This is a genomic window from Brachybacterium sp. ACRRE, assembly GCF_022346485.1.
GTDB classification, from domain to species: domain Bacteria; phylum Actinomycetota; class Actinomycetes; order Actinomycetales; family Dermabacteraceae; genus Brachybacterium; species Brachybacterium halotolerans.
Map to the genome: position 1 here is coordinate 74,218 of NZ_JAKRMO010000007.1, position 20,970 is coordinate 95,187.

The following is a 20,970-nucleotide window of genomic DNA, read 5'->3' on the forward strand; positions in this document are numbered from 1 at the left end:
CTGCGTCCTAGAGCGCCCGGCGCTCCCACGCGGCGTGCTGCTCCCAGGTGTCCACGTCCTCCATCGCGACCTCCGGGACCACGACGGGCTCGAGCGAGAGCGGGGCGAGCAGCGAGCGCACCGACCGGTCGCGGGCGCCTCCCTCGCGGATCGACGCGTCGAGCGCGGCGCGATCGGCGAGGACCGCGAGCAGCTCGCGGCGGCCATCGGCGTGCGCGGCGATCACCCCGTCGCAGGCGGCGTGCGCATCGGTCCGCACGTCCGCCCCTGCCTCACCAGCCGCTTCTTCCGATCCGGTCGGCCCGTCCGGTCCGCCGGGGTTCCGATGCCCGACCTGCTCGGCCCGCGCAGCCTGCAGCGGGCCGATGAAACCCGCGGCACCGGGAAGATCGCACGCGACGACGAGCACGTCGTTCGGTCCGTCGGCGGCGCCGTCCTCGGGCTCGCCGGCCTCGGGATCGCGACCGGACTGCTCCTCCTCGTGGGCGCGCAGCAGCGCCAGTCCGGCGGCGATGCCTGCGACGGGGCCTCCGGCGGGCGGGTCCTCCAGGGTGCGCAGCACGCCGCTCGGCACCTCCACGCTGTCCGGGGCGACGACCACCCGTGGCGCGCAGCCGGAGCCCGCGTCGAGCACCAGGTCCAGGAGTCGTCGGCCGCCGAGCACGAGATCGGGCTTGGAGACGCCGCCCAGACGCCGGCCCTCGCCGCCGCCGAGCACGATCATCGCCGCCGCAGTCCTCATGTCCTGTCGCCTTCGAGGACCGAGGAGGCGCTCGTGACCGACGAGGTGCCTTCGAGCACCTCGGGGGCGAGGCGCGCGAGCTCCTGGATGCCGCCGCGCACGTAGCGGACGTCGTCGGCCCCGTGAGCGGAGAGCAGGCGCGCAGCGCGCACCGAGCGCGGGTCGCGCTCGCAGTGCACGATGAGCGACCGCCGCGCGCCCGGGGCCGGGGCGAGGCCCGCCAGGAGGTCGCCCTCGGATTTGCCCTCGGCGCGGGCCTCGAGCTCGGCGAGCGGCAGCAGTCGGGCACCGGGGATCCGCAGGCGGGCCGCCTCCTCGGGATCGCGCACGTCGAGGATCAGCGGCGCCGCGGCGGCCCGGTCGCCGTCCTCGGACGCGTCGCCTCCCGCGCCCTGGGCATCCCGCATATCGCGTAGCAGCGCGGCGAGCTCCTCGGCCCCGATCGAGGGCGGCGCGTCGGGGCCGGCGCAGAACAGTTCGTAGTCGACGAGTCCGGTCACCGGCTCGGCCTGCGGATCACGGGCGAAGGGGATCTCGCGGGTGCGGGCACTGAGCGCGTCGTAGACGAGGACGCGGCCGATCAGGGGACGGCCCACCCCGCAGATCAGCTTGAGCGCCTCGGTCGCCATCAGCGTCCCGACGGTGCCGCACAGGCCGGGCAGCACGCCGCCCGTGCTGCAGCTGACCACGTCCTCGGGAGCAGGGGGCGCGGGGAACAGGTCGCGGTATCCGGGGCCCTGCTCGTGCCAGGCGACGGAGACCTGCCCGTGGTGCTGGAGGATCGCTCCCCACACGAGCGGGATGCCGCTCAGCCGCGCGGCATCATCGACGAGATAGCGCGTGGGATAGTTGTCGCTCCCGTCGAGCACGAGGTCGTAGCCGGAGAGCACCTCGAGCGCGTTGAGGGCGGTGAGCCGCACACGATGCTCGTGGACTCTCACCGCCGGATCCAGGGCGTGCGCGGCGTCGGCGAGCGACGCGGTCTTGGGTCGGCCGACGTCCGCCGTGCGATGGGCGACCTGCCGATGCAGGTTCACGAGGTCCACGACGTCGTCGTCGACGATGCCGATCGTGCCGACGCCTGCGCCCACGAGGTAGGGGACGCTCGCGCTGCCGAGCCCTCCCGCGCCGATCACGAGCACACGGGCCGCGGCGAGGCGACGCTGCGCGGTCTCGTCGAAGCCCGGCAGCGAGAGCTGGCGTCGGGCGCGCTCGGCCTGCTCGGCGGTGAGCGGCGGCCCCGGCGCGACCAGCGGCTCCACAGCAGGATGAGCGAGAGGGTCCATAGCTGCCCATGGTAGGCGCGAGGGATGCGCGGAGGTCGCGCGGGTGCAGGAGGTGTGTCCGGTCGGGTCCGCTGCCGAGGGCCGCCGTCTGCTCTCCCTCGGGCTCCTAGACTGGGCGCATGTCCACGCTCACCGTTCGCTTCTTCGCCGCCGCGGCCGACGCCGCCGGCACCGAGCAGGAGACCTGGGATCCGGGCGATGCCCCCACGCTGGGTGCTCTGCGCACCCGGCTGGTCGAGCGCTTCGGTGAGCCCATGCGGCGCGTGCTCGCCACCGGGTCGTTCCTCGTCGACGGCGTGGTGCGACGGGACGACGGCCCCGTGGACGGCGATCGCGTGGACGTGCTGCCGCCCTTCGCGGGCGGCTGACGCGAGCGGGCGTCTGACGCGAGTGGGCGGCTGGCGCGACGCCGAGGTCAGGTGCCCGTCGGCGCGGCGGCGTCCTCGAGATCCAGGTCGACCATGAGGTCGTTCGCGATCGGCTCGAGCACGCGGCGCACCATCTCGATGTCGCCCGCCTCCCCGTCGGCGCCCGGCAGGCGGACGAGCGCCTCGGCCTCGAACAGCACCCCGCCGCCTTCAGGGGCGTCCAGCGTCCAGGAGCGGAAGGATTCGATGCTCACGCCCTGCTCGGCCAGCGCGCGGCTGACCTGATGGACCATCCCGGGTCGGTCCTGACCGAGGAGGTGGACGCGCAGCGGCTGCTCGTGGGGCATGGCGGAACCGGGCGCACGATCACGTGCACCGTCCGCGCCCTCCGGCGCGCGGGTCACCTCGATGCTCCAACCGACCTCGGAGAGCAGGTCCGCCACGGCGGCCTCGAGCGCCGTGGCGCGCTCCTCCTGGATCTCCACGAGGACGATGCCCGCGAAGGTTCCGGCGAGACGGGCGAACTGGCTGTCGAGCCAGTTCCCTCCCTGTGTCTCGACCACGCGGGCCAGGGCGGAGACGAGTCCTTCGCGATCCTCACCGATCGCGGTCAGCACGAGTTGCGTCATGCGGCCGAGCCTAGACGACGCCGTCAGGGCGCGTCGCGGTGCGTCGGTCGGACATCGCCCGAGCATCACCGCCGCCGAGGCGGGCGGCCTGGCGCAGCAGGTGCTCGCGCTCAGGCAGGCTGCCCGCATTCCGCGCGGCACGAGCGTAGAGCTCTGCGGCGAGCTCGGTCCGCCCCGCCTTCTCGTGCAGGTATGCGGCGGCGGCCGTGCGGCGGGGCACGTCCTCGGCGACCTCGGCGAGTGCGGCCAGGCCGGCGAGCGCGCCATCGGCCTCCCCCACGGCGATCGCGCGGTTCAGCGCCACCACGGGGCTCTCGGTGAGTGCCAGCAGGTCGTCGTACCAGCCGACGATCTGCACCCAGTCGGTCTCCTCGACGGTGCGGGCGTCCGCGTGCAGCGCGGCGATGGCCGCCTGGGCCTGGAACGGCCCCAGCGAGCCGAGCGAGAGGGCGCACTGGAGGATTTCCACGCCCTCGGCGATGCCGTGGGCGTCCCACAGCGAGCGGTCCTGGTCCGCGAGCGGGACGAGGGCCCCGTCCGCGGCGAACCGGGCGGGACGCCGCGCATGGTGCAGGAGCATGAGCGCAAGCAGTCCGGCCGCCTCGGGATGGTCCACGGCGCGATGCAGCTGGCGGGCCAGACGGATCGCCTCCGACGCGAGGTCGACCTCTCCCCGGTATCCCTCGTTGAAGATCAGGTACAGCACCTGCGCCACGGTGGCGACGTCGCCGGGCTCAACGAGGCGACGTCCGGCGATCGTGCGCTTGGCGCGGCTGATGCGCTGGGCCATCGTGGCTTCGGGAACCATGTGGGCGGCAGCGATCTGTCTCGTGGTCAGTCCGCCGACCGCGCGGAGGGTGAGTGCGGCGGCGGCGGACGGACTGAGCGCTCGGTGGGCGCACAGGAAGAAGAGCTCGAGGGTGTCGTCGAGGCCCTGGGCACCGGGCGTCGTCACACCGGGATACGTGTGCGCTCGGTCCTCCGCCTGCCTCGTGCTGAGCGCGTGGTCCGCCTCCTCCCTCCTGCGGCGGGAGGAGGCGGAGCGCACGGCGTCCACATGGCGTCGCCACGCGACGGTGACGAGCCAAGCGGCAGGGTCGCGCGGCGGTTCCCGTGGCCAGCGCTCGAGCGCCTGGACGAGTGCCTCCTGGACGGCGTCCTCGGCGTCGGCGAAGTCGGCCCCGCGACGACGCATCGCTGCGATCGTCGCGGGGACCAGCTCTCGGACTCGCCGGTCGTCGATCGGCGGGCGCGTCCCTCCCTCGGGACCCACGGCGGATGCTTCAATCCTCGGAGGGCATGCCCTCGCCGAGGAAGGGACGCACCTCGAGCCATTCGTGGATCGGCAGCCCGTCCTTGCCGGGCTCGGCCGAGAGCTCGGCGGCGAGTTCGATGGCGCGCTCGCGGCTCTCGACGTCGATGACCATGCCCCCGGCGATGAGGTCCTTGGACTCGGGGAAGGGGCCGTCGGTGACGGGCGGCTTCCCCTCGCCGCCGTAGCGGACCCACAGTCCCTCCTCGGCGAGCGCCCCGGTGGCGACGAACTCGCCGCTCTCGCGCAGCCGGTCCATGAAGTCCTCCATGTAGCGCACGTGCGCCGTGACCTCGTCGGGCGTCCACGTGTCCATCGGATGGTCGTTCACGCCCCGGGGAGCGCCGCGGTAGTGCTTGAGGAGCAGGTATCGGGCCATGAGGTTCCTCCTTGTGCGGGGCGGCGGGCTGCCGCCGTCGTCATGCGTGGGTCGGAGCCGCCGGGCGGTTCTCGACATCAACCTCCGAGGAGGATCGCGAGGGCTTCCGGGCCTCGATGAGGTGACGACTCGAGTGGGCGATGAAGGGGCCGTCGGACCGGATCTGCTCGTGCAGATCGCGCAGGCGGTCGCGGTGGGCGTCGACGGTGAAGCCCGGGACCCACCAGATCACCTTGCGCAGCAGATAGACGACGGCGGCGACGTCGAAGATCTCGATGCGCAGCCGCGCGGTGCGCAGGTCGACGACCTCGAGACCGGCGGCTCGGGCCTGGTCGGCCTCGACCTGGGGATCGCGCCCGCGGCGCTGCTCCGGCAGGGGGCCGAGGAAGAACTCGATGAGCTCGAAGGCGCTCGCGGGGCCGACGTGCTGGGCGAAGTAGCTCCCTCCGGGTCGCAGCACGCGGGCGATCTCGTCCCAGTGGATCGTGGCCGGGTGGCGGCTGGTGACCAGGTCGAAGGCTCTGTCGGCGAAGGGCAGCGGCGGTTCATCGGGGTCGGCGACCACGGCGACCCCGCGCGGATGCAGCAGCGCGGTGGCGCGCGCGATGTTCGGCGGCCAGGACTCCGTGGCGACCGCGAGCGGCGGGAACCTCGATGCGCCGGCGAGCACCTCTCCCCCGCCGGTCTGGATGTCGAGCGAGGCCGACGCCCTCTCGAGGCGCTCGCCGAGCCGTCGTGCGTAACCCCATGGAGGGCGCTCCTCGGTCGCGCGGCCGTCGAGCCAGGAGAAGTCCCAGCCGGAGACGTCGGCCTCCGCGCCGATCCGCAGCAGCTCGTCGAACGAAGTGGTCATGGCGCAACGCTAGGGCCGACGGGGCGGCGGCGCCACGGGTTTCCTTCCGGTCGGTCTTATAGATTGCTAGCATCCGATCAGAGACCCCGCAGACGAGACAGAGAGCGACCCCATGGCCGATGACATCCGCGCCCTGACCCTGATCGTCACCGACCCCTCGGCCGCAGCCGCCGCACTGCACTCGATTCTCGACTGGGAGATCGAGGCCGACTTCGGCACGTTCGCGTCCCTCACGCCCGCCACGGGGATACCGCTGTGGCTCAACGCTCCCGCGGACGGCGAAGCGACATCCTCGGGCATCGTCCTGCACCTCACGCCCGACGACGTCGACCGGGCCTTCACCGCCGCCGTCGACCGCGGGGCGCGAGCGGTGCGAGCCCCACAGGACATGGACTTCGGCGAGCGCTCCGCCTCGGTCGCCCTCACGGCGCTCCCCGGAGTCACCCTCGACTTCTCGCACCCGATCACCCCGTCGCCCGGTTCCCTCGACGCGACCCCTCCCCAGGGGGAGGCCGGACACGATGCAGGGTCCGCACGCGTCCACGACGGAGTCGCCACCGATCGGATCGAGATCCGCCCCGCGTCTCCAGGCGATGTCGAGGCGATCCGCGATTTCGGGGCCGACGTGATCCCCGCCCATTACGGACCGATCATCGGCGAGGACGCCGCGCAGGGCCAGGTCGACCGCTGGTGGACGCGCGATGCCATCGAGCGATCGGTCTTCCAGGGGCATCACGTGGTCGCGATCGCCGCCGGCCGGATCGTGGGCGTCGCCGAGCGCGGCCGTCACGGCAGGGACCATGTGCTCTACAAGCTCTATCTCGCACCCGAGGCCCGCGGCCACGGGCTCGGACCCCGCCTCGTCGACAGCATCATCGAGCAACTGCCGGTGGGCACCGAGCGCCTCCTCACGGAGCACTTCGCCGGCAACACCCGCGCCGCCGCCTTCTATGCGCGAGAGGGATTCGTCGAAGACCACATCGAGCCGCACCCGTCGGGCGACGTTGCGCAGGACACCGTGTGGCGGGTGCGGGATCTGGGGCAGGCCGGCGAGAGCTGACCCTCCGTCTTTGGTCTCGACCCGCGCCGACCATCGGCCAGAGGCGTCCACCAAACGTTGACACCCCGTCGACGGCGGCGGAGCCTCGAGGACATGAGCACCGCAGCCCAGAACCCCGCACCCGAGCATCCCGTCCCTCCGAGCTCCGCAGCGCCGCAGCGTCCGGCGCCGCGGATCGTCCCGCCGGTCGTCCTCGACCGCGTGCCGTGGAAGCGCGTGGGCCTGTTCGTCCTGCTCGCCTATGTCATCTTCGCCGTGTTCGCCGCGCCCTTCTGGTTCCTGCCCGGCGGCATCGCGAACCCGTTCTTCACCCTGGTCATCGCGGTGGGCATGTGGGCGCCCGCGCTCGCCTCGATCATCATGGCGAAAGGCGTGGAGAGGACGAACTGGCGCACCCGAGTGGGTCTGCGCTTCCGCGGACGCTGGCGCGGGATCCTCGCGTGGTCGGTGATCGGCGTCGTCGCCATCGCGGCCGTGATCCTGCTGTCCTCGGTGGTCATGGTGCTGCGCGGCGTCCCGGGCGATCTCACCGGCGGCACCTGGCTGACCGTCGGCACCCAGCAGATCTCCGACCTCACGGGCACCGACATCCCTCCGATCGCCTTCGTCCTGATCATGGCGGTCAACCTGGTCTTCGGCCTGGTCATCACGGCCGTCGCCGCGCTCGGTGAGGAGATCGGCTGGAGGGGCTGGCTGTGGCCGGCCCTGCGCCCGCTGGGGCGGGTGCGCGGTGCGCTCGTGATGGGCGTGATCTGGGCGCTCTGGCACACGCCGGTGATGGCGATCGGGTACAACTACCCGGGCGTCGCCCGCTTCATCGCGATCCCGTTCTTCATCCTCCCGTGCATCGCGATGTCGCTGCTGTTCTGCGGCCTGGCCGACCGCGCGGGCGGCAGCCCCATCCCCTCGGCCTGGGCGCACTCGGCGGTGAACTCGCTCGGCTCCACGCTCATCGGCATCGTCAGCACCATGGCGACCGGCGCCGCCCTGAATCCGCTGATCGACACGCAGGCCGGGATCGTCGGGGTCGTGCTGCTGCTGATCGCCGCTGCAGTCCTGGTCCCGTGGAGGGCGCGGCGGCCGATCGTGCGCGGGCTGCCGTCCGCGCCCGTCCCGTCGGGCGTCTCCGATTCCGCGCCCCTCGCGTCGGCCCCCGCCCCGTCGGCGCCCGGATCCGGCAGGATCGAGGGGTGAGCACCGAGAGACCGGGCCGACGGGCCGATGCGGAGGCGCAGCTCCTCGAGGAGCTGCGCTTCTCCGCGTCTCTGTGCACGAGCGCCCTGGGGAGCGGGGAGATGGGCGGGGAGGAGTCCCTCGCAGCCGCTGCGCAGCTGGTCTCCTCCGCCGACCGCACCCTGCACCGGTTCGTCGCCGCCGCGCGAGCCGAGGGGATCTCGTGGGCGCACATCGGCAGCGTCCTGGGCATCTCCCGACAGGCCGCGCAGAAGCGCTTCTCCTCCCCGCCCCAGCGGGTGCTCGCCGAGGCGGAGAGCCCCGACCCCGCGCTGGTGTCGCGCGCCGTCGAGGTGATGGAGCACGCGGCGGCGGGCGAGGCCGACCTCCTCGATGCGATCGCGAGTCCTCGCATGCGTCGCGCGCTGGGCGAGGCCGGTGCCGCTCCGGTGCTGGCGGGCGTCGAGCCGGTCTTCGGCGCCTGCCTCGGCCGTGGGAGGCCGGAGGCACGCGTGATCGCACAGGTCACGCTGGTCAGCGCGCGGGAGCATCGGGAGCGCGCCGACGCCATGGTCCGTGTCAGCCTCACCGCCGAGGGCCGACTGCTCGGCCTGTACTACGACGTCGCCGAGCCGGATACCCTCGACGTCGTCCCGGAGCCCTGAGCCGGGGCGCTCGGAGCGCAGGCACGGGACGACGCATGTGCCGTCGGTCCGGCCCCGGCAGGGACGGCGACGATCCGAAGGAGCATCAGATGGCACCCGAGTCCTCCCTCCCCCATCACTCGGCAGCGAGCGGCTGGGCCGTCGTGCTCGGCGGCGGAGGCGCCACGGGCAACGCCTGGCTGATCGGCCTCCTCGCGGGCCTGCGCGACGGCGGCCTCGACGCGGCCGACGCCGACCTCCTCGTCGGCACCTCCGCAGGAGCGACGGCCGCGGCTCAAGCGGCTTCCGGAGATCTCGCCGCGCTCTATGCGGCCGCCCTCGAGGCGCCGCCCGCTGCACCTGCCGCCGGCCCGCGCGCCGCGTCCCCACGCGCCGACGGCGCGCCGGATGCGCCGCGGGCTGCTCCGCCCGTGGACCACCTGACCCGCACGCAGCGGATCATCGATGCCGCCGAGGACGCCCCGCACATGCGGCGACTCCTGGGCGCCGCGGCGCTGGACCTCCCGGAGGCTCGCTCCGACGCCTGGACCGAGCGCTGGCGGAGCATCGTCGGCGGGCGGCTGCCCACGTCCCGATGGCCGGAGATCCCACTGCGGATCACGGCGCTCGACGCCGAGACCGGCGAGGGCGCCGTCTTCGATCGCGAAGCGGGCGTCCCGCTCGTGGATGCGGTCGCGGCGAGCTGCTCGAGCGGACTCCCCTACCGGATCGGGGACCGCTGGTTCCTCGACGGCGGCTACCGGCGCAACGAGAACGCCGACCTCGCCCGCGGCATGGAGCGCGTGCTGGTGCTCTCCCCCTTCGGCGGGCGCACCCGCCATCCCCTCGCCTGGAACATGCAGCTCTCGGCACAGGTCGAGGAGCTGCGCGCGGCCGGAGCCGAGGTGCAGGTGATCGTGCCTGATCCCCGGACGCAGCCCCTCATCGGGGCGGGCGCCATGGATCTCTCCAAGCGTTCGGAGACGGCGCGCGCCGGTCACCGCACGGGGCTGCAGCACGCCGGATGACGGGGATCCGCCGCCGTCCCCACCTCGTGGCCGCCGTGCCTGCGCCCTGAGATCGGTGTGCGGTTCGTCTCCTGCGGAGCGCTCGCGTAAGGGAAGATGGAGGCATGGGCGAGCTGCTGGTGACCTACCTGGTCGTGGTCTTCGGACTCGGCCTGCTGGCACGCCTGCTGCGGCTCCCGCCCCTCATCGGATACCTCGGCGCGGGCTTCCTGCTGCATGCGATCGGCGTCGCCGAGCTCTCCGCACTGCCGATGCTCGCGGACCTGGGCGTCGCCCTCATGCTGTTCGCGATCGGACTCCACCTGGACCTGCGCGTGCTGCTACGCATCGAGGTGTGGCTGACGGCGGGCGCGCACATGCTCGCCATGACCGTGATCGGCGCCGTGTTCCTCGCCGTCCTGGGCCTCGTCGGCCTCGCCGGCCCGGAGCCCCTGCACAAGCTGCTCGAGCTCGCGCTGGTGCTCTCCTTCTCCTCCACGATCATGGTGCTGAAGGTCCTCGCCGACCGCGACGACGAGCAGTCTCTGTACGGGCGCATCTGCATCGGCGTGCTGATCATGCAGGACGTGATCGCCGTGGTGCTGATCGCCGTGTCCACCGGCAGCGCGCCGAGCCCGTGGTCGCTGGGTCTGCTCGTGGTCGTGCCGGCGCTGGTGGTCGTCACCAGACGCTGGCACCGCCTGGGCGACGGCGATCTGGGGGCGCTGTTCGGACTCGCCATGGCGCTCGTGCCCGGGTACGCCCTCTTCGAGTACCTGGGGCTCTCCGGCGGGCTGGGATCGCTGCTGATGGGCGTGATCCTCTCCAAGCACACGGGCGCCGACAAGCTCGCCCGCACCATGTTCACGCTCAAGGAGCTGCTACTGGTCTGCTTCTTCGTGGAGATCGGCTTCGAGGGCGTGCCGACGCTGCGGGACGTGATCGACGGGCTCTCCCTGCTGCTCCTGCTGCCCGTGCAGGCGGCCATGTACTGGCTGCTGCTGTGGCTGCTGGGGCTGCGCAATCGCACGAGCGTGCTCGCGTCGCTGCTGCTGGCGAACTACTCCGAGTTCGCGCTGATCCTCGCCGCGGTCGGCGTGCAGGCCGGGTGGCTCTCCACGCAGTGGCTCAATGCCCTGGTGGTCGCGGTGACCGGTGGATTCATCCTGTCCTCGCTGAGCAACCCGCTGGCCACCACGTTCGGCACGCGCCTGGCGATGCGCCTGCCCAAGCACGCCCCCGAGCGTCTCCACCGGGACGACCGGCCGATCGATCTGGCCAACGCGGAGGCCGTGGTGCTCGGCATGGGGCGGGTGGGCCGGATGGCCTACCTCCAGCTGCGCGATGTGCACGGCTACCGAGTGCTCGGCGTCGAGCACGACGCGGCGCTCGTGACCACGCTGCGTTCCCACGGCTTCCGTGTGGTCGAGGGCGATGCGACGGACCGCGACTTCTGGCTGCGGGTGCGGGAGGACGCCGGCGTGGTCGTGGTGGTCCTCGCGATGCCCACGCAGACCGCGAACCTCGGGGCGCTCGGCGAACTGCGCCTGGTGGGCGGCGAACGACCGGGTCGCGTGATCGCGGCCATCGCGAAGTACACGGAGGACGTCGACGAGTTCGAGCGCGCGGGCCTCTCGACCGTCGTCCACCTCTACGCGGGCGCCGGGGAGACCCTCGCCGACCGCGCCGCCGAGGCGCGGGCGGAATGGTCCGACGGCATGCCGAGGTCCGACGGGTGAGCGCGGGCCTCTGTCCCCCAGCATCCCGTCAGCTCGTGAAGTACTCCGGCCGCGCCAGGTCCTCGAGCACCCCGGGCCCCGCCGGTTCCCAGCCCAGCCGCTCCCGGGTGATCGCGCTGGAGGCCGGCCGGTCCCCAGTCGCATAGGGCGTATACGCACCGAAGGCCCGCAGCGTGTCCAGGCCCCGCGTGCTCACGGTCGGGACGTCCAGCCCGGCGCCGATGGCCTCCGCGATGGCGCGGAAGGGAACGCCCTCCTCGGCGACGGCGTCGTAGCGCGAGCCGGGGACGGCGCGCTCGACGGCGCCGACGAAGACCCGCGCGGCATCGACGTGGTGCACAGCGGGGATCCGGTTCGCGCCGTCGCACGCGAAGGACGAGCGCCCGTGTCGGCGGGCGAGCGCGATGAGATGCGGCAGCGTGAAGCGGTCGCCCTCGCCGTGCACGCACGGCAGCCGCACCACGGAGGCGTTCGTCCCGGCCGCGGCGAGGCACATGAGCGTGCGCTCGACGTTCCTGCCCAGCAGACCCGCTCGGTCGGCGACGCTGTCGTCCTCGGTGATCACGGGGCCGACGGGCCGCACGGGCGCGAAGCCGCCCGCCGCGACGAGGGGGCGCCGGCTCCCGGAGAACGCGGCGGCGATCGCCTCGAGCGCCGTGCGCTCGGCGCGTGCGGCGCGGCGCATGCGCAGCGGGCTCGCGTTGTCGAAGGCCGTATGGATCGCGGCGTCGGCCCGCCCCGCGGCCGCGTGCAGGGCGGCCGGATCCTCGAGGCTCCCCCGCACCGGCTCAGCCCCGGCGGCCGCGAGGGCGTCGGCCGAGCGCTGCGAGTGCGCGAGGCCGAGCACCTGGTGCCCGGCCTCGCGCAGCTCGTGCACCACGGCGGCTCCGATGAACCCGGTGCCGCCGGTGACCAGGACCTTCATGCCGACTGTTTCTGAGTGCCCCACGCTCGGCGCGTCGTCGTCACGCCAGGCGGTGCAGCCAGCCGTGGCGGTCCTCGACCGTGCCCGTCTGGATGCCGGTGAGCTCCTCGCGCAGGGACAGGGTGATCTCACCGGAGCCGCCGTCACCGACGGTCCACGACCCCTGCGGGGAGCGGAACTCGCCGATCGGGTTGATCACCGCCGCGGTGCCGCAGGCGAACATCTCGACGATCTCGCCGCTGGCGATCCTGTCCGTCACCCAGTCCATGCTCATCTTCTGCTCGGCGGGCTCGAGGCCGCGGTCACGAGCGAGCTGCAGGATCGAGTCACGGGTGACGCCCTCCAGGATCGAGCCGGTGAGCTCGGGCGTGAGGATGCGCCCGTCGTTCGTGATCGCCATGACGTTCATGCCGGAGAGCTCGTCGATGGTCGTGTGGGTCTCGGAGTCCAGGAACAGGACCTCGTCGGACCCGTGCTCGGCGGCCTCCTTCTTGCCCAGCAGCGAGGAGGCGTAGTTGCCGCCGCACTTGGCGTCGCCGGTGCCGCCGGCGCCCGCGCGGGCGTAGGTGTCGGAGACCCAGACCACGAGGGGCTGCACGCCGCGCGGGAAGTAGGCGCCCGCGGGAGAGGTGATCACGTAGTAGTCGACCTGCTGCGCGGCGCGCACGCCCAGGAACGCCTCGGAGGCGAACATGAACGGCCGGATGTACAGCGAGTCCTCGCCGCCGGCGGCGGGCACCCACGGCTCGTCGGCCGAGACCTGGGCCGTGAGCGACGCGAGGAAGTCCTCGGTGGGCAGCTCGGGCAGGGCGAGGCGGCGGGCGGAGCGCTGCATGCGCTCGGCGTTCTTCTCGGGACGGAAGGTCCACACGGAGCCGTCGGCGTGACGGAACGCCTTGAGGCCCTCGAAGATCTCCTGGGCGTAGTGGAAGACGGCCGCGGCCGGGCTCAGCGTGAGCGGGCCGAAGGGCACGACCTCGCCGCCGGTCCAGCCGTCCCCGGCCGTCCAGCGCGCGTGGGTCATGAAGTCGGTGAAGTGCTCGCCGAAGCCGGGCTTGGCGAGGACCGTCGCGCGGTCCTCGGCGGACTGGCTGCGGGTGGTCTCGGTGAGCGGGAACTCGAGATGGGACATGGAAGGACTCCTTCGGGGCGACGTGTGCAGGATACGGCGAGGCGGGGGCGATGCGGCGCGGGTGCGGCCGATGCGCGGGCGGCACGGGTGCGGCCGGCGGGCGACGGGTCGACGGCCGGCTGGCCGACGACACCGAGGTGGCCGACGGGGCGGGCCGACGGGGGCGGGTGCCCTCGTCAGCCCTCGCGTACGGCCGCGTCGCCGGATACGCCCGCGACCAGGGCATCGCCGATCTGCGTGGTCGTGCGCGCGCCGAGCTCGGCGCGGCGGGAGAGGTCCTCGTCGACGGCTGCGCGCACGCGGGCGGCGGCGTCGGCGTATCCCTGCTGCTCGAGCAGGAGGGCGACGGAGAGCACCGTCGCCGTGGGGTCGGCCTTCTGCTGACCGGCGATGTCCGGCGCGGAGCCGTGCACGGGCTCGAACATCGAGGGGAAGGCGCCCGTGGGGTTGATGTTGCCGCTCGCGGCGAGCCCGATGCCGCCGCTGATCGCGCCGGCGAGGTCGGTGAGGATGTCGCCGAAGAGGTTGTCGGTGACGATCACGTCGAAGCGCGCGGGGTCGGTGACCAGGAAGATCGTCGCGGCGTCCACGTGCAGGTAGTCGACGGCCACATCGGGGTGCTCGGCGCCGACCTTCTCGACGATCCGGCGCCACAGGTGCCCGGCGTTCACGAGCACGTTGTGCTTGTGGACGAGGGTGAGCTTCTGGCGGCGCGCCTCGGCCTGGTCGAAGGCGAAGCGGACCACGCGCTCGACGCCCACGGCGGTGTTCAGCGAGACCTCGGTGGCGACCTCGAGGTCCGTGCCCTCGCGCATGGTGCCGCCGTTGCCCACGTACGGGCCCTCGGTGCCCTCGCGCACCACGACGAAGTCGACGTCGCCGGGGTCGGCGAGCGGCGAGGTGACGCCGGGAGCGAGGCGCGTGGGGCGCAGGTTCACGAAGTGGTCGAAGCCGAAGCGGAGCTTCAGCAGCATCCCGCGCTCGAGGATCCCGGAGGGGATGTCGGGATCGCCGACGGCTCCCAGCAGGATCGCGTCGTGCTGGGCGAGCTGCTCCATGTCCTCGTCGGTGAGGGTCTCACCGGTGCGGTGCCAGCGGCCCGCGCCGAGGTCGAAGTCGGTGGTCTCGACCTCGACGCCCTCGGGCGCGAGGGCGGCGCGCAGCACCTTGAGCCCCTCGGGGACGACCTCGTGGCCGATCCCGTCGCCCTCGATGACGGCGAGTCGGATGCTCTTCGTGCTGCTCATGGCTCCTGCGTTCTCCTTCGTCGGATCTGCGGTGGTGCCGGCGGGGCGTCGGCGCTCGACGCCCCGCCGGGCGGGTTCAGTAGGTGATGTCGACCGCGAGCGAGGCGCTCGCGCCGACGGCCTCGCCGATGCGGTCGGCGAGGCCCTGGTCGACGCTCTGGTCGAGGTTGAGGACCACGAGGACCTCTCCCCCGCGCTCCTCGCCGCGGCGGGAGACCTGCATGCCGGCGATGTTCACGTCGGCGTCGCCCAGGAGCGCGCCGTAGGCGCCCACGAGGCCGGGACGGTCCTGATAGGTGATGAGCAGGAGGTGGTCGCTGAGCTGGACGTCGAGCTCGAGCCCGTCGACCTCGGTGAGCTTCTGCGACTGCTCGGTGCCCGAGAGCGTGCCGGAGACCGAGACCACGCGGCCGTCGCGCAGGGTTCCGCGGATCTGCACCACGTTGCGGAAGCGCTCGGAGTCCTCGCTGGTCACGAGGTCCACGCGGATGCCGCGCTCCTCGGCGAGGACCGGCGCGTTGACGTAGCTGACCTGCTCGGTGACGACCTGGCGGAACACGCCGCGCAGGGCGGAGAGCTTGAGTGCGGTGACGTCGCGGGTGGCGATCTCCCCGCGCACCACGACCTCGAGCAGCTCGGGGCCCTCGGCGGCGATCGCGGTGAACAGCTGGCCCAGGCGGTCGGCGAGGGCGATGCCGGGCCGCACGAGGTCGTCGATCGCGCCGCCGGCGACGTTCACGGCGTCGGGCACGAGCTCCCCGGCCAGCGCCAGCCGCACGGAGCGGGCGACGGCGACGCCGGCCTTCTCCTGGGCCTCTGCGGTGGAGGCTCCCAGGTGCGGGGTGAGGGTGATGTTCGGGAGGCCGAGCAGCTTCGCGGCGGTCTCGGACGAGGCCGGGGGCTCGCTCGAGTAGACGTCGAGGCCGGCGCCGGCGATCCGGCCGGTGCTCAGGGCGTCGAAGAGCGCCTCCTCGTCGATGAGGCCGCCGCGGGCGGCGTTGACGACGTGGAGGTTGGGCTTGGCGATCGCGAACTGCTCGGCGCCGATGAGGCCGACGGTCTCCGGGGTGCGCGGCATGTGCACGGTGACGACGTCCGCCGTGCGCATGAGCTCGTCGAGCTCGACGACGCGGGCGCCGAGGTCGGCCGCACGCGCGTGGTTGATGTACGGGTCGTAGGCGAGCAGGTTCACGCCGAAGGGGCGCAGGCGCTCGGCGACGAGCTGGCCGATGCGCCCGAAGCCGACGATGCCGACGGTCTTCTCGAGGAGCTCGACGCCGGTGAGCTGCTTGCGCTCCCACGTGCCGGCCTTCACGGAGGCGTCGGCACGGCCGAGGTTGCGCAGCGAGGCGAGGATCAGGGTGATCGCGAGCTCGGCGGCGGAGACGATGTTCGAGGTGGGGGCGTTGATGACCATGACACCGGCGGCGGTCGCGGCGGGCACGTCCACGTTGTCCAGGCCCACGCCCGCACGGGCGACGACCTTGAGGTGGTCGGCGGCGGCGAACACCTCGGCGTCGACCTGGGTGGCCGAGCGCACCAGGATCGCGTCGGCGTCCTTGACGGCCGACAGCAGCGAGGGACGGTCGGTGCCGTCCACGGTCTGGATCTCGACGTCGGACCCCAGGACCTCGAGGGTCGCGGGCGACAGCTCCTCTGCGATGAGCACGACGGGACGCGTCACGGAATCTCCTCCGGTGCGGATGGCGGTCGTCGCACGCATCCTCGAGAGCGACGGGTACAGGGACAGCCTAGACCGCTGTCCGCCATGCGGGCGGGAGGGTCATCGGGTGAGACGGGCCGGCGGGCACGCGATCGCTCCGGGCACCCGGCCAACACGTGCGAACGGCGGGCCCTCCCCTCAGGGAGAGCCCGCCGTCAGCGGATCAGCCGATCATCGGGGATCAGCGCGCCGCGCTGCCCTCGACGTAGTCGGAGTCCAGCTGGTCGTTGTTCCAGGAGAACATGCCGCGCAGCTCCTTGCCGACCTTCTCGATCGGGTGGGCGGCCTCCTTCTCGCGCAGCTCCTTGAACTCGGGCGCGCCCTTGTCCTGGTCGTCGATGAAGCGCTTGGCGAAGGCGCCGTCCTGGATGTCGGAGAGGACGTCCTTCATGGCCTGCTTGGTCTCGGAGGTGACGACGCGGGGACCGGAGACGTAGTCGCCGTACTCGGCGGTGTCCGAGCAGGACCAGCGCTGCTTGGTGATGCCGCCCTCGTTCATGAGGTCGACGATCAGCTTGAGCTCGTGGAGCACCTCGAAGTAGGCGATCTCCGGCTGGTAGCCGGCCTCGGTGAGCGTCTCGAAGCCCGCCTGGACCAGGTGGCTCACGCCGCCGCAGAGCACGGACTGCTCGCCGAACAGGTCGGTCTCGGTCTCCTCGGTGAAGGAGGTCTTGATGACGCCCGCGCGGGTGCCGCCGATGCCCTTGGCGTAGCTGAGCGCGAGGTCCCAGGCCTGGCCGGTCGCATCCTGCTCGACGCCGACGATGTCCGGGATGCCGCGGCCGCCCTCGAACTCGCGGCGCACGGTGTGGCCGGGAGCCTTGGGGGCGATGAGGATGACGTCCACATCGGCCGGGGGCTTGATGAGGTCGTAGCGGATGTTGAAGCCGTGCGCGAAGGCGAGGGCCTTGCCCGCCGACAGGTTCGGCTCGATCGACTCGGCGTAGATGGAGCGCTGGGTCTGGTCGGGCGCCAGGACCATGATGACGTCGGCCCACGCGGTCGCGTCGGCGACGTTCTTGACCTCGAAGCCGAGCTCCTGGGCCTTCTGGGTCGAGCTCGAGCCGTCACGCAGGGCGATGACGACCTCGACGCCGCTGTCGCGGAGGTTCAGGGCGTGCGCGTGCCCCTGGGAGCCGAAGCCGACGATCGCGACCTTCTTGCCCTGGATGATGGACAGGTCGGCGTCGTCGTCGTAGAAGATCTCGGCCACAATGTGCTCCTTCGTTGGTGTGTCGGCTGTTCGGGCGACGCTCTCATCGTAGTCCGGGGACAGCCTGGCGTGTCTTACGTGTTGAGAAGTGGACTTCGGATTCTGAGACCGTCCGGACGCTCAGTCGGGCAGGAACTCCTCGACGAGCGACTCGGGCCCGCGGCTGATCGCGACGGCGCCGGACTTCACGATCTCGCGGATCCCGAAGGGCTCGAGCATGTCCAGCAGCGCGACGAGTTTGTCCTCGGTGCCGGTGGCCTCGATGGTCACGGCCTCCGCGCCGGCGTTGACGACCTTCGCGCGGAACATCTGCACGATCTCGAGGACCGAGGTGCGGGTCGCGTTGTCGGCCCCGACCTTCACGAGCACCAGCTCGCGCTGCACGGTGCGACGGGGCTCGAGGTGCACGATGCGCAGCACGTTCACGAGCTTGTCGAGCTGGCGCACGATCTGCTCGAGCGGCTGCTCGGCGACGTCGACGACCACGGTGATCCGGGAGATCTCCGGGTGCTCCGTCGGGCCGACGGCGAGGGAGGAGATGTTGAACCCGCGGCGCGCGAACAGCGCCGAGACGCGGGTGAGCACGCCCGGCTTGTTCTCGACGAGCACCGAGAGGGTCTGGGTGTCGTGCAGCGCCGCGGCGTCCGCGCGGGAGCCGCTCTGCGTGCTGTCGGGACGGGTGTCGTTCGTGGTGGTGTCCATGGCTCAGATGTCCCTCTCCCACTCGGGGCTCATGCCCTGGGCGATCTGGATCTCGTCGTTGGAGACGCCGGAGGGCACCATCGGCCACACCATGGCGTCCGCGCTGACCGTGAAGTCGATGACGACGGGCCGGTCGTTGATCTCCATGGCCTGCTGGATGGTCGCGTCGATGTCCTCGTCCCGCTCGCAGCGCAGGCCCGCGGCCCCGTACGCCTCGGCGAGCTTCACGAAGTCCGGGACGCGGCGCGTGCCGTGCCCCGTGTTCAGGTCCGTGTTGGAGTAGCGGCGGTCGTAGAACAGGTTCTGCCACTGGCGCACCATGCCCAGCGAGCTGTTGTTGATGATCGCGACCTTGATCGGGATGTCGTTGATGACGCAGGTCGCGAGCTCCTGGTTGGTCATCTGGAAGCAGCCGTCGCCGTCGATCGCCCACACGACGCGATCGGGCGCGCCGACCTTCGCGCCCATCGCCGCGGGCACCGAGTAGCCCATGGTGCCCAGGCCGCCGGAGTTGATCCAGGAGTTCGGGCGCTCATAGTGGATGAACTGGCTGGACCACATCTGGTGCTGTCCCACGCCGGAGACGAAGATCGACTCCGGCCCGGAGATCTCGCCGATCCGGGAGATCACCTTCTGCGGCGCGGTGAAGCCGTCGTCGGTCGCGGTCCATCCCAGCGGGTAGGTCTCGCGCAGGTTGTCGAGCACGCGCCACCAGGCGTCCAGGTCCGGGTGGCCCTCGCGCTCGATGCGCTCGCGCAGCTCTCCCGTCAGCGCGGTGGCCGCGGCGCCCGCGTCCGCGATGATCGAGACGTCGGCGTGGCGGTTCTTGTCGATCTCCGCGGGGTCGATGTCGATGTGCACGACCTTGGCGCGCGGGGCGAAGGAGTCCAGCCGCCCGGTGACGCGATCGTCGAAGCGGGCGCCGATGGCGATGATGAGATCGGCGCGCTGCAGGGCGGAGACCGCCGCGACGCTGCCGTGCATGCCGGGCATCCCCAGGTGATGGGGATGGGAGTCCGGCAGCGCGCCGCGACCCATGAGGGTGGTGGTGATCGGGCCGTCGGTGACGTCCACGAGCTCGCGCACGGCATCGCTCGCGCCGGCGCGGATCACGCCGCCGCCCACGAGGAAGGCGGGGCGCTCGCTGGCCATGATGAGCTCGGCCGCCTCGCGCACCGAGCGCGTGGAGGGCTCGGTGTGGGGGCGGTACCCGGGCAGCTCCTCGTCCTCGGGCCACACGAAGTCGGTGATGCCCTGCTGGGCGTCCTTGGTGACGTCCACGAGCACGACGCCGGGCCGGCCCGTCGAGGCGATGTGGAAGGCCTGCTTGATGACGCGGGGGATCTCCGCGGGGTCCTTGACCAGGAAGTTGTGCTTGGTGACGGGCATCGTCATGCCGACGATGTCCGCCTCCTGGAAGGCGTCGGTGCCGATGAACATCGAGCCGACCTGACCGGTGATCGCGACCATCGGGATCGAGTCCATCTGGGCGTCGGCGATCGCCGTGATGAGGTTCGTGGCGCCGGGACCGGAGGTCGCCATGCACACGCCGACCTTCCCGGTCGCGTGCGCGTAGCCGCTGGCCGCGTGCCCCGCGCCCTGCTCGTGGCGGACCAGGATGTGCTGCAGGGTCTCCGCATCCATGAGCGGGTCGTAGGTGGGCAGGATGGCCCCGCCGGGAAGGCCGAAGACGACGTCGGCCCCCGCGTGCTCGAGCGACATGATCAGTGATGCGGCGCCGGTGACTCTCGTGCCTGTCATCGGAACTCCTTCGGTCTTCGCGGATGGGGCTGTGCAGATCCTCGGCCGATGTCCCCCGCTCCACCCATGGCGGGGACTGGGCCCCGCGTGGGCATCAAAAAGCCCCTCGGCCTGGGGCTCTCGAGGGGCGCGCGGGACGTCTCGTCGTCGAACGGTGGCGTCAGCCGCGCTCTGGAAGTACGAGAATGATCGTCTGCATGCTGGCGACAGTAGTGCGCCCCACACCCGCGCGGCAAACCGTCCATCCTGTGGGACGGCCGCTCAGAGCAGTCGCCGCGAGAGCGCCCACGCCGTGAGCTCGTGCCGCGAGGACAGCTGCAGCTTGCGCAGCACGCTCGACACGTGCGTCTCCACGGTCTTGATGGAGATGAACAGCTCGGAGGCGACCTCCTTGTAGGCGTACCCCTGGGCGATCAGACGCATCACCTCCTGCTCTCGACGGGTGAGACGGTCCAGCTCCTCGTCGCTCGCGGCCTCCTCTCCCCCGGCGGCCCCGAAGGCGTCGAGGACGAAGCCCGCGAGCAGCGGCGAGAACACCGCGTCGCCGGCCACCACCCGGTGCAGGGCCGTGGAGACCTCGGCGCCCGAGGTGCTCTTGGTGAGGTACCCGCGCGCCCCGGCGCGGATCACGCGCACCACGTCGTCGGCCGCGTCGGAGACGCTGAGGGCGAGGAACACCGGCGGGCGTCCCGCCGTCGTCGGATCCGCCCCGGGCGCCGCAGTCACCCCGGGCGCGACGGACGCACCGGGAGCGGGGGACGCACCGGGCGCCGACCGCTCGACGCCCGTGGTGCGGGCGATCACCTCCGCGCCGCCGCCTCCGCGCCCACCGGGCAGATGGACGTCCAGCAGCACGGTCACCGGACGAAGCTCCCGGATCGCCTCGACCGCCTCCTCGACCGTTCCGGCCTCGCCCAGCACGTCGATGTCCGCGGACAGCTCCGCCCGGAGCCCGGAGCGGAAGATCGAATGGTCGTCGACGATGAGAGTGGTCAGGCGCTCGGCCGCGGGGGTGCTGGACGTGGTGCTCATCGGTGCTCCTGGTGCGGCGGGGCGGGGGTCGACTCTGCGGAGG

Annotated in this window: 20 protein-coding genes; 6 read left to right on the top strand and 14 right to left on the bottom strand. The window is 72.3% G+C overall.

Annotation, left to right across the window (positions count from 1 at the left end; genetic code table 11):
* Positions 1 to 7 precede the first annotated feature (7 nt).
* Together MHY49_RS03560 and MHY49_RS03565 are read right to left on the bottom strand one after the other, a co-directional pair.
* Positions 8 to 742, bottom strand: coding sequence for a molybdenum cofactor guanylyltransferase (locus tag MHY49_RS03560; RefSeq protein ID WP_239202637.1), 735 nt, complete (start codon positions 740 to 742; stop codon positions 8 to 10).
* Positions 739 to 2,028: a ThiF family adenylyltransferase gene (locus tag MHY49_RS03565; protein ID WP_239202638.1), complete on the bottom strand. Its 1,290-nt coding sequence runs from the start codon at positions 2,026 to 2,028 to the stop codon at positions 739 to 741. The genes MHY49_RS03560 and MHY49_RS03565 overlap by 4 nt, the downstream gene beginning before the upstream one ends.
* A 119-nt stretch (positions 2,029 to 2,147) precedes the next feature.
* Here MHY49_RS03565 and MHY49_RS03570 point away from each other — a divergent pair, with 119 nt between their 5' ends.
* Entirely contained in the window at positions 2,148 to 2,396 is a 249-nt protein-coding gene (locus MHY49_RS03570; RefSeq protein ID WP_239202640.1) for a MoaD/ThiS family protein, read from the top strand.
* A 47-nt stretch (positions 2,397 to 2,443) separates the two neighbouring features.
* Here the strand turns inward: MHY49_RS03570 and MHY49_RS03575 are convergent, their stop codons facing one another.
* Genes MHY49_RS03575 through MHY49_RS03590 form a run of 4 tightly spaced genes read right to left on the bottom strand, consistent with a single transcriptional unit; the run spans position 2,444 to position 5,569 of the window.
* Complete coding sequence (locus MHY49_RS03575; RefSeq protein ID WP_239202642.1) at positions 2,444 to 3,025, bottom strand: glycine cleavage system protein R; 582 nt, start codon at positions 3,023 to 3,025, stop codon at positions 2,444 to 2,446.
* A gap of 10 nt (positions 3,026 to 3,035) precedes the next feature.
* Positions 3,036 to 4,268 (bottom strand): RNA polymerase sigma factor, encoded by a 1,233-nt coding sequence (locus MHY49_RS03580; protein WP_370645963.1) that lies wholly within the window; start codon positions 4,266 to 4,268, stop codon positions 3,036 to 3,038.
* A 40-nt stretch (positions 4,269 to 4,308) separates the two neighbouring features.
* Entirely contained in the window at positions 4,309 to 4,716 is a 408-nt protein-coding gene (locus MHY49_RS03585) for a YciI family protein (protein WP_239202646.1), read from the bottom strand.
* Between the two features lie 40 nt (positions 4,717 to 4,756).
* Entirely contained in the window at positions 4,757 to 5,569 is an 813-nt protein-coding gene (locus MHY49_RS03590) for a class I SAM-dependent methyltransferase (protein ID WP_239202647.1), read from the bottom strand.
* A gap of 112 nt (positions 5,570 to 5,681) precedes the next feature.
* Here MHY49_RS03590 and MHY49_RS03595 point away from each other — a divergent pair, with 112 nt between their 5' ends.
* The 5 genes from MHY49_RS03595 (at position 5,682) to MHY49_RS03615 (ending at position 11,192) form a co-directional block, all read left to right on the top strand.
* Positions 5,682 to 6,629, top strand: a complete 948-nt coding sequence (locus MHY49_RS03595; RefSeq protein ID WP_239202648.1) for a GNAT family N-acetyltransferase — start codon at positions 5,682 to 5,684, stop codon at positions 6,627 to 6,629.
* Between the two features lie 93 nt (positions 6,630 to 6,722).
* On the top strand, positions 6,723 to 7,823 hold the full coding sequence (locus MHY49_RS03600; RefSeq protein ID WP_239202649.1) for a CPBP family intramembrane glutamic endopeptidase: 1,101 nt from the start codon (positions 6,723 to 6,725) through the stop codon (positions 7,821 to 7,823).
* The gene (locus MHY49_RS03605; RefSeq protein ID WP_239202651.1) at positions 7,820 to 8,467 is read left to right on the top strand and encodes a hypothetical protein; all 648 of its coding nucleotides are present in this window, start codon (positions 7,820 to 7,822) and stop codon (positions 8,465 to 8,467) included. The genes MHY49_RS03600 and MHY49_RS03605 overlap by 4 nt, the downstream gene beginning before the upstream one ends.
* Before the next feature lie 89 nt (positions 8,468 to 8,556).
* A complete protein-coding gene (locus MHY49_RS03610; protein ID WP_239202653.1) occupies positions 8,557 to 9,474 on the top strand; it encodes a patatin-like phospholipase family protein in 918 nt (305 codons plus the stop codon).
* A 104-nt stretch (positions 9,475 to 9,578) separates the two neighbouring features.
* Positions 9,579 to 11,192, top strand: coding sequence for a cation:proton antiporter family protein (locus MHY49_RS03615; RefSeq protein ID WP_239202655.1), 1,614 nt, complete (start codon positions 9,579 to 9,581; stop codon positions 11,190 to 11,192).
* A gap of 28 nt (positions 11,193 to 11,220) precedes the next feature.
* Here the strand turns inward: MHY49_RS03615 and MHY49_RS03620 are convergent, their stop codons facing one another.
* The 8 genes from MHY49_RS03620 to MHY49_RS03655 all read right to left on the bottom strand — a co-directional run bounded on the left by MHY49_RS03620 (position 11,221) and on the right by MHY49_RS03655 (position 20,927).
* Positions 11,221 to 12,117, bottom strand: a complete 897-nt coding sequence (locus tag MHY49_RS03620; protein WP_239202656.1) for an NAD-dependent epimerase/dehydratase family protein — start codon at positions 12,115 to 12,117, stop codon at positions 11,221 to 11,223.
* Between the two features lie 40 nt (positions 12,118 to 12,157).
* Positions 12,158 to 13,249 (bottom strand): branched-chain amino acid aminotransferase, encoded by a 1,092-nt coding sequence (locus MHY49_RS03625; RefSeq protein ID WP_239202657.1) that lies wholly within the window; start codon positions 13,247 to 13,249, stop codon positions 12,158 to 12,160.
* 176 nt (positions 13,250 to 13,425) lie between these two features.
* Entirely contained in the window at positions 13,426 to 14,496 is a 1,071-nt protein-coding gene (locus tag MHY49_RS03630; RefSeq protein WP_239202658.1) for a 3-isopropylmalate dehydrogenase, read from the bottom strand.
* A gap of 76 nt (positions 14,497 to 14,572) precedes the next feature.
* Positions 14,573 to 16,180, bottom strand: coding sequence for a phosphoglycerate dehydrogenase (gene serA, locus MHY49_RS03635; protein ID WP_239202659.1), 1,608 nt, complete (start codon positions 16,178 to 16,180; stop codon positions 14,573 to 14,575).
* 220 nt (positions 16,181 to 16,400) lie between these two features.
* Entirely contained in the window at positions 16,401 to 17,432 is a 1,032-nt protein-coding gene (gene ilvC, locus MHY49_RS03640; protein ID WP_239202660.1) for a ketol-acid reductoisomerase, read from the bottom strand.
* Positions 17,433 to 17,552: 120 nt separating this feature from the next.
* Positions 17,553 to 18,134: an acetolactate synthase small subunit gene (ilvN, locus tag MHY49_RS03645; protein WP_239202661.1), complete on the bottom strand. Its 582-nt coding sequence runs from the start codon at positions 18,132 to 18,134 to the stop codon at positions 17,553 to 17,555.
* Between the two features lie 3 nt (positions 18,135 to 18,137).
* Complete coding sequence (locus MHY49_RS03650; protein WP_239202662.1) at positions 18,138 to 19,895, bottom strand: acetolactate synthase large subunit; 1,758 nt, start codon at positions 19,893 to 19,895, stop codon at positions 18,138 to 18,140.
* A gap of 261 nt (positions 19,896 to 20,156) precedes the next feature.
* Positions 20,157 to 20,927 carry a response regulator transcription factor gene (locus MHY49_RS03655; RefSeq protein WP_239202663.1) on the bottom strand — a complete coding sequence of 257 codons (771 nt, stop codon included), beginning with the start codon at positions 20,925 to 20,927 and terminating at the stop codon, positions 20,157 to 20,159.
* Positions 20,928 to 20,970 lie beyond the last annotated feature (43 nt).

Coding starts and splice junctions, on each gene's coding strand:
- MHY49_RS03655 (WP_239202663.1), bottom strand. CDS start 20,927: ATGAGCACCACGTCCAGCACCCCCGCGGCCGAGCGCCTGACCACTCTC.
- MHY49_RS03650 (WP_239202662.1), bottom strand. CDS start 19,895: ATGACAGGCACGAGAGTCACCGGCGCCGCATCACTGATCATGTCGCTC.
- MHY49_RS03560 (WP_239202637.1), bottom strand. CDS start 742: ATGAGGACTGCGGCGGCGATGATCGTGCTCGGCGGCGGCGAGGGCCGG.
- MHY49_RS03575 (WP_239202642.1), bottom strand. CDS start 3,025: ATGACGCAACTCGTGCTGACCGCGATCGGTGAGGATCGCGAAGGACTC.
- MHY49_RS03610 (WP_239202653.1), top strand. CDS start 8,557: ATGGCACCCGAGTCCTCCCTCCCCCATCACTCGGCAGCGAGCGGCTGG.
- MHY49_RS03620 (WP_239202656.1), bottom strand. CDS start 12,117: ATGAAGGTCCTGGTCACCGGCGGCACCGGGTTCATCGGAGCCGCCGTG.
- MHY49_RS03565 (WP_239202638.1), bottom strand. CDS start 2,028: ATGGACCCTCTCGCTCATCCTGCTGTGGAGCCGCTGGTCGCGCCGGGG.
- MHY49_RS03615 (WP_239202655.1), top strand. CDS start 9,579: ATGGGCGAGCTGCTGGTGACCTACCTGGTCGTGGTCTTCGGACTCGGC.
- MHY49_RS03600 (WP_239202649.1), top strand. CDS start 6,723: ATGAGCACCGCAGCCCAGAACCCCGCACCCGAGCATCCCGTCCCTCCG.
- ilvN (WP_239202661.1), bottom strand. CDS start 18,134: ATGGACACCACCACGAACGACACCCGTCCCGACAGCACGCAGAGCGGC.
- MHY49_RS03595 (WP_239202648.1), top strand. CDS start 5,682: ATGGCCGATGACATCCGCGCCCTGACCCTGATCGTCACCGACCCCTCG.
- MHY49_RS03570 (WP_239202640.1), top strand. CDS start 2,148: ATGTCCACGCTCACCGTTCGCTTCTTCGCCGCCGCGGCCGACGCCGCC.
- MHY49_RS03590 (WP_239202647.1), bottom strand. CDS start 5,569: ATGACCACTTCGTTCGACGAGCTGCTGCGGATCGGCGCGGAGGCCGAC.
- MHY49_RS03585 (WP_239202646.1), bottom strand. CDS start 4,716: ATGGCCCGATACCTGCTCCTCAAGCACTACCGCGGCGCTCCCCGGGGC.
- MHY49_RS03625 (WP_239202657.1), bottom strand. CDS start 13,249: ATGTCCCATCTCGAGTTCCCGCTCACCGAGACCACCCGCAGCCAGTCC.
- MHY49_RS03630 (WP_239202658.1), bottom strand. CDS start 14,496: ATGAGCAGCACGAAGAGCATCCGACTCGCCGTCATCGAGGGCGACGGG.